This is a genomic window from Sphaerisporangium corydalis (assembly GCF_025506355.1).
In the GTDB taxonomy this organism is placed as follows: Bacteria; Actinomycetota; Actinomycetes; order Streptosporangiales; family Streptosporangiaceae; genus Sphaerisporangium; species Sphaerisporangium corydalis.
Map to the genome: position 1 here is coordinate 14,500 of NZ_JANZYP010000057.1, position 15,464 is coordinate 29,963.

Annotated in this window: 15 protein-coding genes; 10 read left to right on the plus strand and 5 right to left on the minus strand. The window is 71.7% G+C overall.

The window, feature by feature from the left end:
* Nucleotides 1-60 precede the first annotated feature (60 nt).
* The 4 genes from NYZ98_RS30690 to NYZ98_RS30705 form a co-directional block, all read right to left on the minus strand.
* Complete coding sequence (locus NYZ98_RS30690; protein ID WP_262847071.1) at nt 61-942, minus strand: amino acid ABC transporter permease; 882 nt, start codon at nt 940-942, stop codon at nt 61-63.
* A gap of 58 nt (nt 943-1,000) precedes the next feature.
* Nucleotides 1,001-1,684 carry an amino acid ABC transporter permease gene (locus NYZ98_RS30695; RefSeq protein ID WP_262847072.1) on the minus strand — a complete coding sequence of 228 codons (684 nt, stop codon included), beginning with the start codon at nt 1,682-1,684 and terminating at the stop codon, nt 1,001-1,003.
* A gap of 62 nt (nt 1,685-1,746) precedes the next feature.
* Nucleotides 1,747-2,604, minus strand: a complete 858-nt coding sequence (locus NYZ98_RS30700) for a glutamate ABC transporter substrate-binding protein (protein ID WP_262847073.1) — start codon at nt 2,602-2,604, stop codon at nt 1,747-1,749.
* Nucleotides 2,605-2,740: 136 nt separating this feature from the next.
* Entirely contained in the window at nt 2,741-3,496 is a 756-nt protein-coding gene (locus NYZ98_RS30705) for an amino acid ABC transporter ATP-binding protein (RefSeq protein ID WP_262847074.1), read from the minus strand.
* Nucleotides 3,497-3,733: 237 nt separating this feature from the next.
* Here NYZ98_RS30705 and miaB point away from each other — a divergent pair, with 237 nt between their 5' ends.
* Nucleotides 3,734-5,188: a tRNA (N6-isopentenyl adenosine(37)-C2)-methylthiotransferase MiaB gene (miaB, locus tag NYZ98_RS30710; RefSeq protein ID WP_380706292.1), complete on the plus strand. Its 1,455-nt coding sequence runs from the start codon at nt 3,734-3,736 to the stop codon at nt 5,186-5,188.
* Nucleotides 5,189-5,231: 43 nt separating this feature from the next.
* Here miaB and NYZ98_RS30715 read toward each other — a convergent pair whose 3' ends face one another.
* Nucleotides 5,232-5,660, minus strand: coding sequence for a hypothetical protein (locus NYZ98_RS30715; protein WP_262847076.1), 429 nt, complete (start codon nt 5,658-5,660; stop codon nt 5,232-5,234).
* A 331-nt stretch (nt 5,661-5,991) separates the two neighbouring features.
* Between NYZ98_RS30715 and NYZ98_RS30720 the strand changes: the two genes are divergently transcribed.
* The 9 genes from NYZ98_RS30720 to NYZ98_RS30760 all read left to right on the plus strand — a co-directional run bounded on the left by NYZ98_RS30720 (nt 5,992) and on the right by NYZ98_RS30760 (nt 15,332).
* Nucleotides 5,992-7,134: a CAP domain-containing protein gene (locus NYZ98_RS30720; protein ID WP_262847077.1), complete on the plus strand. Its 1,143-nt coding sequence runs from the start codon at nt 5,992-5,994 to the stop codon at nt 7,132-7,134.
* 128 nt (nt 7,135-7,262) lie between these two features.
* On the plus strand, nt 7,263-7,961 hold the full coding sequence (locus tag NYZ98_RS30725) for a class III extradiol ring-cleavage dioxygenase family protein (RefSeq protein WP_262847078.1): 699 nt from the start codon (nt 7,263-7,265) through the stop codon (nt 7,959-7,961).
* An 84-nt stretch (nt 7,962-8,045) separates the two neighbouring features.
* Nucleotides 8,046-8,573 carry a methylated-DNA--[protein]-cysteine S-methyltransferase gene (locus tag NYZ98_RS30730; protein ID WP_262847079.1) on the plus strand — a complete coding sequence of 176 codons (528 nt, stop codon included), beginning with the start codon at nt 8,046-8,048 and terminating at the stop codon, nt 8,571-8,573.
* Between the two features lie 44 nt (nt 8,574-8,617).
* Nucleotides 8,618-9,514: a tRNA (adenosine(37)-N6)-dimethylallyltransferase MiaA gene (miaA, locus tag NYZ98_RS30735; RefSeq protein ID WP_262847080.1), complete on the plus strand. Its 897-nt coding sequence runs from the start codon at nt 8,618-8,620 to the stop codon at nt 9,512-9,514.
* 48 nt (nt 9,515-9,562) lie between these two features.
* Entirely contained in the window at nt 9,563-10,393 is an 831-nt protein-coding gene (gene dapF, locus NYZ98_RS30740) for a diaminopimelate epimerase (RefSeq protein ID WP_262847081.1), read from the plus strand.
* A gap of 181 nt (nt 10,394-10,574) precedes the next feature.
* Entirely contained in the window at nt 10,575-12,863 is a 2,289-nt protein-coding gene (locus NYZ98_RS30745) for a tetratricopeptide repeat protein (RefSeq protein WP_262847082.1), read from the plus strand.
* Nucleotides 12,864-12,898: 35 nt separating this feature from the next.
* A complete protein-coding gene (locus tag NYZ98_RS30750) occupies nt 12,899-13,657 on the plus strand; it encodes an SDR family NAD(P)-dependent oxidoreductase (protein WP_262847083.1) in 759 nt (252 codons plus the stop codon).
* A 93-nt stretch (nt 13,658-13,750) separates the two neighbouring features.
* The gene (locus NYZ98_RS30755) at nt 13,751-14,113 is read left to right on the plus strand and encodes a phosphomannose isomerase type II C-terminal cupin domain (RefSeq protein WP_262847084.1); all 363 of its coding nucleotides are present in this window, start codon (nt 13,751-13,753) and stop codon (nt 14,111-14,113) included.
* Nucleotides 14,114-14,591: 478 nt separating this feature from the next.
* On the plus strand, nt 14,592-15,332 hold the full coding sequence (locus tag NYZ98_RS30760) for an HNH endonuclease family protein (protein ID WP_262847085.1): 741 nt from the start codon (nt 14,592-14,594) through the stop codon (nt 15,330-15,332).
* Nucleotides 15,333-15,464 lie beyond the last annotated feature (132 nt).

Here is a 15,464-nt window from a genome sequence, read left to right on the forward strand (position 1 = left end):
CTGCTCATCGCAGCATTAGAGCCGCCCGCCCGCGTCCCCGCCCCCGATCAGGCGGAAGTTTTACACGCCGCCGCCACCGCTGACGCCCACGGCGGCCGGCGCCGTGACCACGGTCGCGGTGGTGCGCCGGCTGCGCCTGCTCCGCCGCTCCAGGCGGTTGGCGACGTAGCTGAGCACCAGGTTGATCGCGATGTACACCAGGGAGATGACGATCGCGCTCGGGATGAGGTTGCCGAAGTTGGCGGGGATCTGCTTGAGACCGTAGTTCAGCAGTTCCTCGTAGGCGATGACCCAGCCGAGTGCCGTGTCCTTCAGCAGCACCACCATCTGGCTCACGATCGCCGGCATCATCGCCGTCGTCGCCTGCGGGAGCAGGATGAGCCGCATGACGCCGCTCTTGCGGAGCCCCAGGGAGTAGCCCGCCTCGGACTGCCCTCTCGGCACCGACAGGACGCCCGCGCGGAAGATCTCCGCCAGCACCGACCCGTTGTACAGCGTCAGGCCGACGACCACCGCGACGAATGCGGGCACGCCGATGGTGTAGCCGCTCATGGTCGCGACGCCGGCCTGGATGAAGAAGATCAGCAGCAGCAGCGGGATCGCGCGGAAGAACTCCACGATCGCCCCGCTGGGCACCCGGATCCAGGCCTGGTCGGAGAGCCTGCCCAGCCCGAACACCACGCCGAAGATCAGCGCGAGGACCGCTGCCAGGGCGGCGGCCTCGAGAGTGCCGAGCAGGCCGGTGAAGATCTGCCCCGACCAGACGTCCCACTGCAGGAACGGGGTCCACAGCTTGGCGGCGAGCTGCCCCTTGTCGCCCAGCCCCTTGATCAGCAGGTACGCGATCCCCAGGATCACGATCGCCGACAGCAGGGTGAGGACGTTGTTGCGCAGCCGGGCGCGGGGACCCGGCACGTCGTACAGGACGCTGGTGGCGCTCACGCGTCCCCCCTCTCTCGTAGGGGCACGCGCGGGGCCCCGGCGCCGGCCGGGACGGCGGTCATCGGACGACCGCCATGCGCTTGGCCAGCCAGCCGAAGAAGAATCCGGTGGGCAGGGTCAGCACCATGTACCCGGCCGCGAACCCGAGAAAGATCGGAAGCGTGCCGCCGTAGTCGTCGAACATCTGCTTCATGACCGCGGACGCCTCGATGTAGCCGGCCACGATGACGATGGTCGTGTTCTTGGTGAGGGCGATCAGGATGCTGCCCAGCGGGGCGATCACCGAGCGGAACGCCTGCGGGAGCACCACCAGGCGGAGCGTCTGGGTGAAGGTGAGCCCGATGGCCCGCGCGGCCTCGGCCTGTCCCACCGGCACGGTGTTCATGCCCGAGCGCAGCGCCTCGCAGACGAACGCCGCCGTGTACGCCGACAGCCCGGCCGTCGCCCACCAGTAGTAGTTGGTGCCGGGGTCGGTCGATATCGCGAGCTGCAGGGTGTCGCTCAGGCCGAGCGCGCACAGCAGCAGGACCAGGGTGAGGGGGGTGTTGCGCAGGATGTTGACGTACAGCGTCCCGGCGGCACGGAGGACGGGCGTCGGGGACACCCGCATCGCGACGAGGATCGTGCCGAGGATCAGCGCCAGCAACCCGCTCATGAGGGTCAGGCGGATCGTCGACCAGAAGCCCGCGAGGATCGTGCCGAATTCTTGTACGAGAGGGCTGAAGTCGAAGAATGATTCCATCGGGCTCCACCGGAGACGGGGAGCGCCGGTGAGGTGACCTCACCGGCGCGGGGGAAAGGGGATCAGCTACAGCCCTCGGCGGGCGGCGCACCCGTGGCGGTGAACTTCAGACCGGTGCCACTGAAGTGCTTGTCGAACAGCTTCTGGATGGTCCCGTCGCCGTACATCTTGGTGACGGCCTTGTTGACCGCCTCGCAGGTCTCCTTGTCGCCCTTCTTCAGGCCGATGCCGTACTTCTCGTCGGTGAACGGCGCGCCGGTCACCTTGAGCGCGCTGCCCTCACGCTTGGCGTACCCGGCGAGGATCATGTCGTCGGTGGTCACCGCGTCGATCGCGTTGCCCTTGAGCTTGGTGATGCACTCGTCGTAGGCACCGGCCGGCACGAGGGTGACGTCGACCTTCTTGCTCTCCTTGTTGGTGCCCTCGGCGATGTTCTTCCAGGAGTTGGAGCCGGTCACCTGGCAGATGCGCTTGCCCTTGAGGCTGTCCAGTGAGGTGATCGAGGCGTCGTCCGCGCGCACCAGCGTGTCCTGGTGGGCGACGTAGAACGGCCCGGCGAAGGTCACCTTGGGCTTGCGCGCCTCGGTGATGGAGTAGGTCGCGACGATCAGGTCGACCTGGCCCTGCTGAAGGAAGGTCTCGCGGTTGGCCGAGCGCGCCTCCTTCCAGGTGATGCCGGTCTCGGGGACGCCCAGTTCGCCGGCGATGTACTTCGCGACGTCGACGTCGAAGCCCTCGACCGTTCCGTCGGGCTTCTTCAGGCCCATCCCGGGCTGGTCGTACTTGACGCCGATGGTGAGCTTCTTGTCGTCCTTGGCCTTCTGGAGCGCCGTCGTGGGACCGCTGCTGCCGCAGGCGGCGAGGCTGCCGGCCAGTGCCGCGGCAGATAGGAGGATGGCCCCGATCTGTCGTGAACGCATATGCGTGTACCTCAGCTTTCTTCGTGACGAGCGGTGGGTTCAGCGCGACGTGATGGGTGCTCCGGCTCGCGATAGGGGCTTCCTGCCCGGCCGGCGAGGTGCGTGGCGCGCACAGGCCCGTGCGCGGCCATGCGGATCAGTGCGTGAGGATCTTGGACAGGAAGTCCTTGGCCCTCTCGGTCCGGGCGTTGGTGAAGAACTCGTCGGGGGTGTTCTCCTCGACGATCTGTCCCTCGGACATGAACACGACGCGGTTGGCGGCCCTGCGGGCGAAGCCCATCTCGTGGGTCACCACGACCATCGTCATGCCGTCCCGCGCGAGGCCGATCATGACGTCGAGCACCTCCTGGACCATCTCGGGGTCCAGCGCCGAGGTCGGCTCGTCGAAGAGGATCATCTTGGGGTCCATCGCCAGCGCGCGGGCGATGGCCGTGCGCTGCTGCTGGCCCCCAGAGAGCTGCGCGGGATACTTCCCCGCCTGGGTGGCGATGCCGACACGTTCGAGCAGCTCCATGCCGCGCTTCTCGGCCTGCTCGCGAGGGATGCCCCGGACCTTGACCGGGCCCAGCGTGACGTTCTCGAGGATCGTCTTGTGGGCGAACAGGTTGAAGGACTGGAACACCATCCCCACGTCGGACCTCAGCCGGGCCAGCGCCTTACCCTCGGCCGGAAGCGGCTTCCCATCGAAGATGATCGTACCGGAGTCGATCGTCTCCAGCCGGTTGATGGCGCGGCACAGCGTGGACTTCCCGCCCCCGGACGGGCCGATCACCACGACGACCTCACCCCGGGAGACCGTCAGGCTGATGTCGCGGAGCACGTGAAGGGCACCGAAGTTCTTGTTGACGTTCTCGACTCTGACGAGAGGAGTCGCGTCCCCGTTCTCCGTCATGTTGCACAACGTAGGTGGTCGAGGCCACCGGTCACTAACCAGGTGGTACCGATCGCATCACGGCCTGGTCACGGAGTGGAGCCGCCCGGTCGCACGGGTGTCCGTGATCGTTGCGATCCGGGCATATGGGGAGTGTGGCGTGCGGCGACCCTCGTGGAGCGCCTACCCTTGTCTGTTGAGATGACTGTCACCGAGGAGCGCGCCCGTACGTACGAAGTCCGCACGTACGGATGCCAGATGAACGTCCACGATTCCGAGCGTCTGTCCGGGCTGCTGGAGGACGCCGGGTACATCCGCGCGGACGCCGGCGACACCGCCGACGTGGTCGTGTTCAACACCTGCGCCGTCCGGGAGAACGCCGACAACAGGTTGTACGGCAACCTCGGCCACCTTCGCCCGGCCAAGCTGAGCAACCCCGGCATGCAGATCGCCGTGGGCGGCTGCCTCGCGCAGAAGGACCAGGGCGAGATCGTCCGCAAGGCCCCCTGGGTCGACGTGGTCTTCGGCACGCACAACATCGGCTCGCTGCCCGTCCTGCTCGAACGCGCGCGCGTCGCCCAGGAGGCGCAGGTCGAGATCAAGGAGTCGCTCGAGGTCTTCCCGAGCACCCTGCCGACCAAACGCGAGTCGGCGTACGCCGCGTGGGTGTCGGTCTCGGTCGGCTGCAACAACACGTGCACCTTTTGTATTGTCCCGGCGCTTCGCGGCAAGGAGAAGGACCGGCGTCCCGGCGACGTGCTGGGCGAGATCCGCTCCCTGGTCGACCTCGGCGTCCTGGAGATCACCCTTCTCGGGCAGAACGTCAATACATATGGTGTCGAGTTCGGCGACCGGCTCGCCTTCGGCAAGCTGCTGCGCGCCTGCGGTGAGGTCTCCGGGCTGGAGCGGGTGCGTTTCACCTCGCCGCACCCCGCGGCCTTCACCGACGACGTGATCGCCGCCATGGCCGAGACGCCGAACGTCATGCACCAGCTCCACATGCCCCTGCAGTCCGGCTCCGACCGCGTCCTGAAGGCCATGCGCCGCTCCTACCGGGCCGAGCGCTACCTCGGGATCATCGAGCGGGTGCGCGCCGCCATGCCGGACGCGGCCATCTCCACCGATATCATCGTCGGCTTCCCCGGCGAGACCGAGGAGGACTTCCAGGGCACGCTCGACGTCGTACGGCGGTCCCGCTTCGCCAACGCCTTCACCTTCCAGTACTCCATCCGGCCCGGCACCCCGGCCGCGACCATGGAGCACCAGGTGCCCAAGGAGGTCGTGCAGGAGCGGTACGAGCGGCTCGTCGCCGTGCAGAACGACATCTCCTGGGCGGAGAACAAGACCCAGGTGGGCCGCACCCTGGAGGTGCTGGTCGCCGAGGGCGAGGGGCGCAAGGACGAGGCGACCCACCGCATGTCCGGCCGCGCGGCCGACAACCGCCTGGTGCACTTCGTGCCCGCGCTGCGCGAGGGCGCGCCCGGTGACGGGCCGCCGAGGCCGGGGGACATGGCCACCGTCGAGGTCACCTACGCCGCTCCGCACCATCTGGTCGCCGACGGTCCCGCCCTGGCGCTGCGGCGCACGCGCGCGGGCGACGCCTGGGAGGCGCGCGAGAACGCCGCGTGCGGCACGGGCGCGGGCGGCACGGGCGGTGGCTCGGGCACGCCGGGCTCGGTCTCCCTCGGCATGCCGGTCCTCCGGCGTTCGTGATCTGCGTGCATATTTGTCCATACGGCCGTGGTGACCGGTTCGTTCACCACAAATCGGCCCGCTCGGCGAACAGCCGATCGCAGTACTCCCGCCGGAAGTTCGTGAAGGCCGCGCACGCGGCCTGACGGTCCTGCGGCGGCTCCGGGATCGGGCCGGGGCGGGGCGCCGGGCGGCGCGGCGGCGGCGGTTCCCGGTTCCAGGGCGAGGGCGGGTCCTCGCGGCGGTGCGCCGGTGGCGGGTCCGGCCGGCGGGACGGCCGCGACCGGCGGTGCGTCGGGCGCGGCTCCGGCCTGGTCCCCGGCGAGGACGGTTCCGCCACGGTGACCTGCGGGTCCACGCGCCGCACGGGCGCCGGTACGGCCCCAGGACCGTACCGCCGCGCTCCGCCGCCAGGCGCGGGGACGAACCCCACGAACAGCTCGGACGGGACGGCGGGGACTTTTCGCGCCGAGGGCGTGGGCGTGGGAGGCATCCGCTGGGGTGCCGGGCGGTCCGGTCGCGACGCGAGACGCCTCGAAGGCGAGGGCGGGCCCGCCGACGGGGACGAGGGCGGATTCCCCGGCGGGGACGCCCATCCGGACGCCGTTGGAGCGTTACCAAGGGTCATTACCCATGCCGCGATCGCGAAGGCCGCCGTCACACCGGTGAAGGCCCCCAGCGCCCGCCATGAGATCGGTCCAAGTGATGACAAGTCGTGATTCTTCCGTGATTGAGGTGCGGTAATTCGTTCTATGGGGCTAGTGTGACCACCGCCCGCGGAAGCCGGAGCGCTTTCCCCCCGATAGGCCGCAGGAGTCACTTACATGGATCGGCACGACCGTCTGTCGCCGGGCCGCTACGACGAGTCCAGCTATGTACCAATGACCGAACACCTCTCCTCCGAGCCGCCCTCGGGCTCGGGCAGACGGACCCTCGCGATCAGCGCGGCGGCCGCCGTCCTGGCCGCGGCCGTGACCGCGGGCGGGGTGATCGCGTTCACGAACCGCAGCGCCACCGTCAGCGACGCGAGCGCCGCCCGCCAGGCCACCCAGCAGAAGGCGGACCCCGGCGACGCCGCGGAGGACTCGGGCGACGTCGCCACCGACCCCAACGACGCGTCCGGCGAGGACACGGGCTCTTCGGGGTCCGGCGGGTCCTCGGGTTCGACGGGTTCTGGGTCCTCTGACCCGGGTACGTCCGGCTCCTCAGGGACCTCGGGTGGCTCCGGGGACAAGGCCGACCAGCCGGATTCCCCGGTCGGCAAGACCGTGCCCGTCGGTAACGCCGAGAGCGCGAAGAACAAGAAGTCCGAGACCGGCGCGACCGGGACCAACGGGACCCAAGGCGCCGACTCCCCGGCCGGGTACGTCAACCCCCTGCCGCAGCCGCCGGAGAAGTTCTCCGGCCTGGGCGCGGACTTCTTCAAGAACCTCTTCACGCCGAAGCCGCGGTCCAGCACGCCGGCCACCCCCACGGCGAAGCCGTCGGCCAAGCCGAGCGCCAAGCCGTCGGCCGTCCCCTCCAAGAAGCCGGAGACGCCGCCCAAGCCGACTCCGAAGCCGCCGGCGGGGCAGTCATCGAACCTGGTCACGGCCGAGGACGAGGTGGCGCGCCTGACCAACGTCGCCAGGCAGCAGGAGGGGTGCGGGCCGCTGCGCATCGACGAACTCCTGCGCAAGGCCGCCCGGGGTCACTCCGACGACATGGCGGCCAAGGGGTACTTCGACCACACCTCGGCCGACGGCCGTTCGCCGTGGGACCGCATCAAGGCGACCGGGTACACCTCGAACACCTTCGCCGAGAACATCGCGCGCGGCCAGGCCACGCCCGACGCGGTCGTCAAGGGCTGGCTGAACAGCCCCGGGCACCGCGCGAACATCATGAACTGCAAGCTCAAGGCCATCGGCGTCGGCGTGCACCTCGGTGCGGGCGGACCCTGGTGGACCCAGGACTTCGGCGGCAACTAGACGGCCCCGATCACTCGGGCGAACCGGAGGCTGGGCCCGCGCCGTCCCGCCTCCGGTTCGCCGTGTCACCGTTCCTGTGCCAGGCCACCTGGTGCGGGGCCAGGGAGACGACGCACTAGCCTGATCTTGTGCTTGTCGCCGCGGCCATCTGCCCGCATCCTCCGCTGATCGTCCCCGAGCTCGCGGGGGCGGCGGCGCCGGAGCTCGACGGCCTGCGGGACGCCTGCGCGTCCGCCGTCCGTTCGCTGGCCGATTCCAGGCCGGACGCGCTGATCGTGGTCGGCGGCGCCGAGGCCGCGGAGTCGTACGGCCCGGACGCGGCGGGCAGCCTCGCGCCGTGGGGCGCGGATGTCCGCACCGGACCGGGAGACCCGGTCCTCCCGCTGTCCCTGACCATCGGCGGCCTGCTCGCCGGCCAGGCAGGGGTGGGGCCGGTCGCGGGGTACGAGGCGGTGCCGATGGGCGCCTCCTCCGAAGCGTGCGCCCGCTTGGGCGCGGAGATCGCGGGTCGCGGGCGGCGGGTCGCGCTGCTGGTCATGGGGGACGGCTCCGCCAGGCTCACCCTCGGCTCACCCGGCTACCTCGCGCCGGCGGCCGGGCCGTACAACGACGCCCTTGGGCGCGCGCTCGGCGAGGCCGACGCCGGCGCCCTGGCCGCCCTCGACCCTGAGGAGGCGGCCGAGCTGCAGGTCGCGGGCCGGGCGGCCTTCCAGGTCCTGGCCGGCGCCGCGGGACCCCGGTTCCTGGGGGAGCTGATCTACGACGCGGCGCCCTACGGGGTGGGCTACCTCGTGGCCCGCTGGCACCTCAGGGAGACCGGAACGTGAGGCGCCCGGTTGTGGTTACGTTGAGGGAAGGGCATGGCGCCGGGCCGTGCCGGTGACGACCAGCGCGCGGATGGAAATGATCAGATGGTAGACGTCGCCTTCGGGAGCGTGCCGACCCCCCTCGGGAACGTGCTGGCCGCCGTCACCCAGGAAGGCGTGGTGGCGACCGCGTTCCGCGACGGGGACCGTGTACGGCGCGAGGTGCTCGACCGCTTGGGCGTGCCCGCCGTGGACGATCCCGGCCGCACGGCGCGGGCCCGCGAGGAGCTGGCCGCCTACTTCGCCGGGGAGCTTCGGGAGTTCACCGTCCCCGTCGACTGGCGCATGCTGTCCAGCCTGCGCCGGCGGGTCCTCGGCACGCTGTACGAGAGGATCCCGTACGGCAAGGTGACGACGTACGGTGACCTGGCCAGGGACAGCGGCGCGGGCGTCCCCGCTCGGGCCATCGGGTCGATCATGGGCGGCAACCCCGTGCCGATCATCGTGCCGTGCCATCGCGTCGTCGCCGGGAACGGCCTCGGCGGCTTCAGCGGCGGCGACGGGGTCGACTCCAAACGGTGGCTGCTCACCCTTGAGGGCTACCTCCCGCCGACCCTCGACTGGGACCTGTAGTGGACGGCGTCCGGCCGGGCAGGACCCCGGACGGGAGGCCGCCGGTGGTCGCGGTGGTGGGGCCGACCGCCGCGGGCAAGTCCGACCTGGCCGTCGAGCTCGCGCTCCGGCTCGGCGGGGAGGCCGTCAACGCCGACTCCATGCAGCTCTACCGGGGCATGGACATCGGCACCGCCAAGCTGACGCGCGCCGAGATGCGCGGGATCCCCCACCACCTCCTCGACGTGTGGGACGTGACCGAGACCGCGAGCGTCGCCGAGTACCAGCGCGCCGCCCGGCCCCTGATCGAGGGCCTGCGCGCCCGGGGGACCGTCCCGATCCTGGTGGGCGGGTCCGGCCTGTACGTCAGGGCCGCCCTGGACGACCTCGACTTCCCCGGCACCGACCCCGGGATCCGCGCGCGGCTGGAGGCGGAGCTGGCGGCCGTCGGCTCCGGCACCCTGCACCAGCGCCTGAAGGAGCTCGACCCGGTCGCGGCCGAGGCGGTGCTCGCCAGCAACGGGCGCCGCGTCGTGCGCGCCCTTGAGGTGATCGAGCTGACCGGCCGGCCCTTCTCGGCCACGATGCCGTCCTACGACGCGGCGGACCAGAGCACGCAGATCGGCGTGCGGGTGCCGCGCCCCCTGCTCGACGAGCGCATCGCCGTCCGCGTGGACCGCATGTGGGCGGCCGGGTTCGTCGAGGAGGTGCGGGCCCTCGACGGGCAGGGTCTCGCGCGCGGCCGCACGGCGGGCAGGGCGCTCGGCTACGCCCAGGTGCTGCGGTTCCTCGCGGGGGAGTGGACCGAGGAGCAGGCACGCGAGGAGACCGTCAGGGCGACGCGGCGGTTCGCCCGGCGCCAGGAGTCCTGGTTCCGGCGCGACCCGCGCATGCGCTGGCTGCCCTTCGACGCCCCCGACCTGGTCGAACAGGCGCTGACCCTGATCCCGCGGTGGCTCTGACCTGGGCGGACGAGTGCCGGAGCGGGCCGCCGGGTAAGATTTGGTGACATGCGTTTCCTCAAGGGCCACGGCACCGAGAACGACTTCGTCATCCTTCCCGACCGCGACGGGAGCCTCGAACTGACCGCGTCGCAGGTCGCGGCGCTGTGCGACCGGCGCTCCGGCATCGGGGCTGACGGGATCCTGCGCGTGGTGCCCGCCAAGCTCAGCCCCGAGGCCGTCGAGATCGCGGGCCGCGCCGGCCCGGGGCGCGACGCCGAGTGGTTCATGGACTACCGCAACGCCGACGGCGGCATGGCCGAGATGTGCGGCAACGGCCTGCGGGTCTTCGCGCGCTACCTCGTGGCCGCGGGGCTGGCCGACCCCGGTGAGTTCGGCGTCGTCACCCGGTCCGGCGTCCGGACGGTACGGCTCGACCGCGAGGGTGACGTCAGCGTCGACATGGGCGCGCCGGAGGTCCTCGGCGAGAGCGTGGCCACGGTCGGCGGCCGCGAGTACGAAGGGCTCGTGGTGAGCATGGGCAACCCGCACCTGGCGTGCGTGACCGGCGAGCCGGTGACCGGTCTCGACCTGGCCGCGCAGCCCGGCTTCGACCCCGCCGTGTTCCCGCAGGGCGTCAACGTCGAACTGCTCAACCTGGTCGGGGAGCGCAGGGTCGTGATGCGGGTCCACGAGCGCGGCGCCGGTGAGACGCGGTCCTGCGGCACCGGGACGGTGGCCGCCGCGGTGGCCGCGGCGCACCTCGCGGGGGAGACCACGGGCACCTGGACGGTGGAGGTCCCCGGCGGCCTGCTGTCGGTCACCCTCGACGGGACCACCAGCCATCTGAGCGGCCCGGCGGTCCTGGTCGCGTCCGGCGACACCCCCGCGCTCGTGTAGCCCGCGCGGCTCGCCGCGTTCCGGCTCTATGGACGACCTCTGGGCGCGGTGGGGCGGCTTCCGCTCTCAGGAGAACCCATCAGGTGCCCTCAGCATTTTGAAGTGCTTTGGGCCACTCGCTTCCCCACCGCAACGCCCGCGTGTTTGGGGCATGCTCCGTGAACTGGCAGACTGACCTGCCATGGACGTGGACATCTGGGCCTGGGTCGCAGACACCCAACGGCAACTGGCCGAAGCGGGGAACACCGGGCTGGCCATCGCGCTGGGCGATCTGCCCGCGCAGGCTTTCGAAGGCCGGTACGCCCAGCTCGACGTGATGGCGCCGGCGGTCGCCCAGCAGGCCGAGGCGCTGGAACTGCCCTGGCTTGAGCTGTTCGCCCGGCACTGGCACCTGGTCAGCCGCATCGGCGACCGCGCGCAGGGCGCGGTGGCCCTCGCGGACTGCGAGGCCCTGCTGGAGTTCGCGCGGCGCGAGGACACCAAGGACTGCCCGTCCGTCCCCGCCGCCGTCGAGGGGCTGGCCGTCTGCCAGGCCAACATCGACGGCCCCGGCTACGCCGCGGAACGCCTCGCGTCGCTCGGCGCCGCGCTGGAGAGTGTCGAGCCCGGTTCGCCGGCCTACTGCGGGCTCGTCACGCAGTACGTGTCCGCGCTGTCCGACGCGGGCGAAACCGAGCAGGCCGTCACCTACTACGAGTCGGCGGTCGCGGGCCGCAGGGGCGCCGAGGGGCAGGTGAGCTGGGAGCTGGCCGCCATGGGCGTGCGCGTGCTGCTGGCCGCCGGCCGCGCCGAGGAGGCCCTGGTCGAGCTCGACTCCGCCAAGGACTTCCCCGCCGACGACCCGGTGGCCAAGGACCACCGCGAGGGTGTGCTGCGCGCGCTGGTGCTCGGCACGGCCGGGCGCCCGGCCCAGGCGCTCGAAGCGCTCCCCGACCTGGACGTCGTCGGCGACCACCCCCGCGACTGGGTGGAGTGGGCGCGCGCGGTGCGCCTGCTCGACCAGGTCATCAGCAACACCTGGCAGCTCGGCCGCGTCCTTCGCCAGTGGATGGCGTACTTCGAGACCATGGGCGTCCACCGCGGCCGGGTCGAGCTGGCCCTGATCGCCGGCGAGCTGGCCGTGGCCCGGCAGGGCATCTGGCAGGCCGAGGCGCTCGCCGACCTCGCCGAGGAGTGGCTGGGCGACCTGCGCGGGACCGGCGGGCTGCCCGAGCGGGTGGCCGCGTTGCGCGCCTCCGCCGCCGCGGCGACCGCCCCCGCGGCCCCCGGCCCCGAGGCGGAGCTGGTCGCCTACTTCGACGCCGCCGACGGCCACAACGCCGACCCCGAGCGCTGGGTCGGCTGGCTCTGGCCGCTGTCCGGCACCGACCTGGAGGCCACCCGCCGCCACACCACGACCCTGGGCTTCCTCGGGTACGCGCCGCTCGGCGCCGACATCCTGTGGAAGACGATCGTCGAGGACGCCGACCCGGCCGCCGCCGAGGAGGAGGACGTCGCCTACCTCACCGGCGTGCTGGTGGAGGCGGGCCAGGACAAGCGGCTGGAGAGCTTCGCCGCGATGCTTCCCGCGCCGACCGCGCACCTCGCGCTGGCCCGGCTGCACCGCGCGCGCGACCGGTGGGCCGAGACCACCTCCGAGGCCGAGCTGTCCCTGGCCGCCGGCGCCGAGGGCACCGTCGCGCTGGAGGCCCGCCGCCTGCTCGCGGGCGCGGCACAGCAGCTCGGCGAGAACGCCAAGGGCGCGGCCATCCTGCGCGACCTGGTCGAGTCGGGGGCGGGCGAGGAGGAGGACACCTGGCGCATGATCGTCATGGCGACCGCCGCCGAGGACTGGGCACTGGTCCGCACGGGCGCCGCCACGCTCGGCATGCCGCTCGACACCCCCGAGGGCCCCATCGAGGAGGAGTGGCACCTGGTCCGGGTCGTCCTCCCGGTCTCCGACGGCAGCCAGCGCGAGGTGCTCGCCGTGCGCACCGGCCCCGCCACCGCCCGGCTGCTCATCCCCCAGCCCCGCGGCATGGACTACAACGCCGGTGACGTCGTCGTGGTCGACCCCCGCCCGCTGGAGCCGGTGCCCGAGGGGCCGGACGAGCAGGAGGGGTACGTCATCCCCTTCGCGGGCGTGACGATGCTGCGCCCCGGCGGCTACACGAGCTGGTTCTTCGACGGCGCCGCGCCCAGCGAGGAGGACTGGACCGAGTTCAACGAGGTGATGGCCGAGCGCGGCTGGCCCATGTGGGTCTACAGCGACGAGAACTACTCGGTGTCCCACCCGACCAGCGGCGAGCGCCTCCAGGGCGTGTACGGCTGGATCGCGGTGCCGCCGGACGTCGAGCCGGTCGAGGTCGACGCCCTGCTGGACGACGCGACCGAGCGGTGGGTGCACCCTCTGGCCTGGCTCGACCTGGCGCGGAGCGCCGGCATCGAGGTGGAGCGGCACGAGCGCATCACCAAGGAGTACGGCCTCTAGGATCCCATTCGATAATTCGGATGGGAGGAGCCGCGATGCTCGACCGGTTCAGGCTGGACGGCAAGGTCGCGATCGTCACCGGGGCGTCCTCGGGGCTGGGCGTGGCCTTCGCCCGCGGGCTGGCCGAGGCGGGCGCGGACATCGTGATCGGCGCCCGCCGGGCGGACCTGCTCGCCGGCACGCGGCGCCTGGTCGAGGAGACCGGGCGCCGCTGCGTGGCGGTGGTCACCGACGTCACCCGGCCGGAGGACTGCCAGGCGCTCGTCCAGGCCGCCGTGGCGGAGCTGGGCGGCGTCGGAGTCCTGGTCAACAACGCCGGGGTCGGCACGGCGGTGCCCGCGCTCAGGGAGACCCCTGAGCAGTTCCGGCAGGTCGTGGACGTCAACCTGCACGGCTCGTACTGGATGGCCCAGGCGTGCGCGGGCGTGATGCCACCCGGGTCGTCGATCGTGAACATCGGCAGCATCCTCGGCGAGACCACGGCGGGGCTGCCGCAGGCGGCCTACAGCGCGTCCAAGGCGGCCATCACCGGGCTGACCAGGGACCTGGCCCAGCAGTGGACCGGGCGGCGCGGCATCCGGGTCAACTGCCTGGAGCCGGGCTTCTTCACCTCCGAGATGACCTCGGCGTACCGGCCGGGATACCTGGACCACCAGCTGGAGCACCGCGTGCTGATGGGACGGATCGGCGACCCGGCCGAGCTGGTGGCCGCCGCGGTCTTCCTGGCCTCGGACGCGGCGTCGTACATCACCGGGGCGGTCCTGCCGGTGGACGGCGGGTTCCTGCTCACCTGACCGGGGCGCCGCCGTGCCCTTCGCCGATGTGTGAGAGAGTCGCACCGGCACGTTCACGAGTCACCCATATTCATGTTTTCGCAGGAGGGCAGTGTGCTGGAGATCGACCGGCTCGCCGCGGTGGTCCGAGACGAGCGCCCATGGGGCGGTTTCGAGCGGTTCACCCTCAATGAGACGTCCACCGTAAAGATCATTCAGGTCGCGGCGGGGCAGCGGCTCAGCCTCCAGCGCCACGAGCACCGCGACGAGCTGTGGGTCGCGCTCGACCCCGGCGCCGTGTTCGAGATCGACGGTGAGCGCGTCGAGCCGTCGGTGGGCGACCGTGCGCTGATCCGCGCGGGCCAGACCCACCGGCTCAGCTCCTCCGGGCCGGCGACGCGCATCCTCGAGGTCGCCTTCGGCCACTTCGACGAGGACGACATCGAGCGTCTCGACGACGCCTACGGCAGGACCTGACCGGCCGTACCATCTCACCTCCGCGACCCGCGGCGCCTGCGTGGCCCGCGGGTTCGTGTGTTTCGTGACCCCTCTGGCCGCTGGTCGAGCCCGCGCCTCTCGTGAATGAGGGTCCGTCATGGGCGCCGGCGGACCATTGATCGAGCCCGCGCCGGTTGCGCGCGTTTCGCGGATCCGTGCCCGCCCTGGGCGTCGCCGCGGGCTTTCGTCCCGCACGCTCCCGTAGCGTCGGCGATCGGTGTCCGGCGGGGCCGCGCATCGTATGATCGTCGGCGGCTCGGCAGGGCGCCGAGGTCGTCCGATCGGCCTGCCCCGCCCGCCTTTCGTCTCCCCCCGAGAAACCGATCCGGATCCACCTGGGCTTGGTCATTTCCCTCGGGGCTTTGCCGTAATTGCGGCTTTCAGGGGTAGTTGCTATGCCTAGGTATTACTTTCTCTTTACCTGGGGGTGGCAGTGCGTCTGCGTGGATCTCGCGCGATGGTGGCCGGGGCAGCGGTGGCCGTCATGCTGATGGGATGCGGCCCCATCGACGCCAACAGCGCCGGTACCGGCGCCGATTCGGGATCCGGGGACAACGGCGGCGGTTCGACCGGCGTCGTTCCGCTGGACAATCCCAAGGGCACCGAACGCGGCCTGGCCGCGATCAAATCGGACAAGGACCGCGCGGCGGCGGTCAAACTGATCGGCACGGTGCCGACCAAGGGACGAGGCGCGAAGACCGGCTACGACCGGGACGAGTTCGGGTACGCGTGGGCGGACAGCGCCGAGGGCGTCCCCTTCGCGCACAACGGGTGCGACACCCGGAACGACGTCCTGGCCCGCGACGGCGAGGACCTGAAGTACCGGTCGGGCTCGAAATGCGTGCTGATGTCCCTGACGCTGCACGACCCCTACACCGGCAGGACCATCGAGTGGAAGAAGCAGGACGCCTCCGAGGTCCAGATCGACCACGTCATGCCGCTGTCGTACGACTGGCAGATGGGCGCGTCGCGGTGGACCAAGGAGAAGCGGGTCCAGATCGCCAACGACCCGCTGAACCTCATGCCGGTCGACGGGTCGACCAACTCCTCCAAGGGCGACTCCGGGCCGGCGACCTGGCTGCCGCCGTCCAAGGTCGTCCGCTGCTCCTACGCCGTGCGGTTCGCCCAGGTGGCGCTGAAGTACGAGCTCGCCGTGACCGGCCCCGACAAGGACGCCATGCTCGCCCAGTGCGCGTAGACGTCGCCCGCCGGGCGCGCGGGGATCGCCTCGGGGAGGCCCGGCGGCCTAGGAACGCGACCGCCGTGGCGGGCCTGAGGCCCGCCACGGCGCGTGCGGGGGGCGACCCCCGCCCGGTATTGCCCCCTCGGG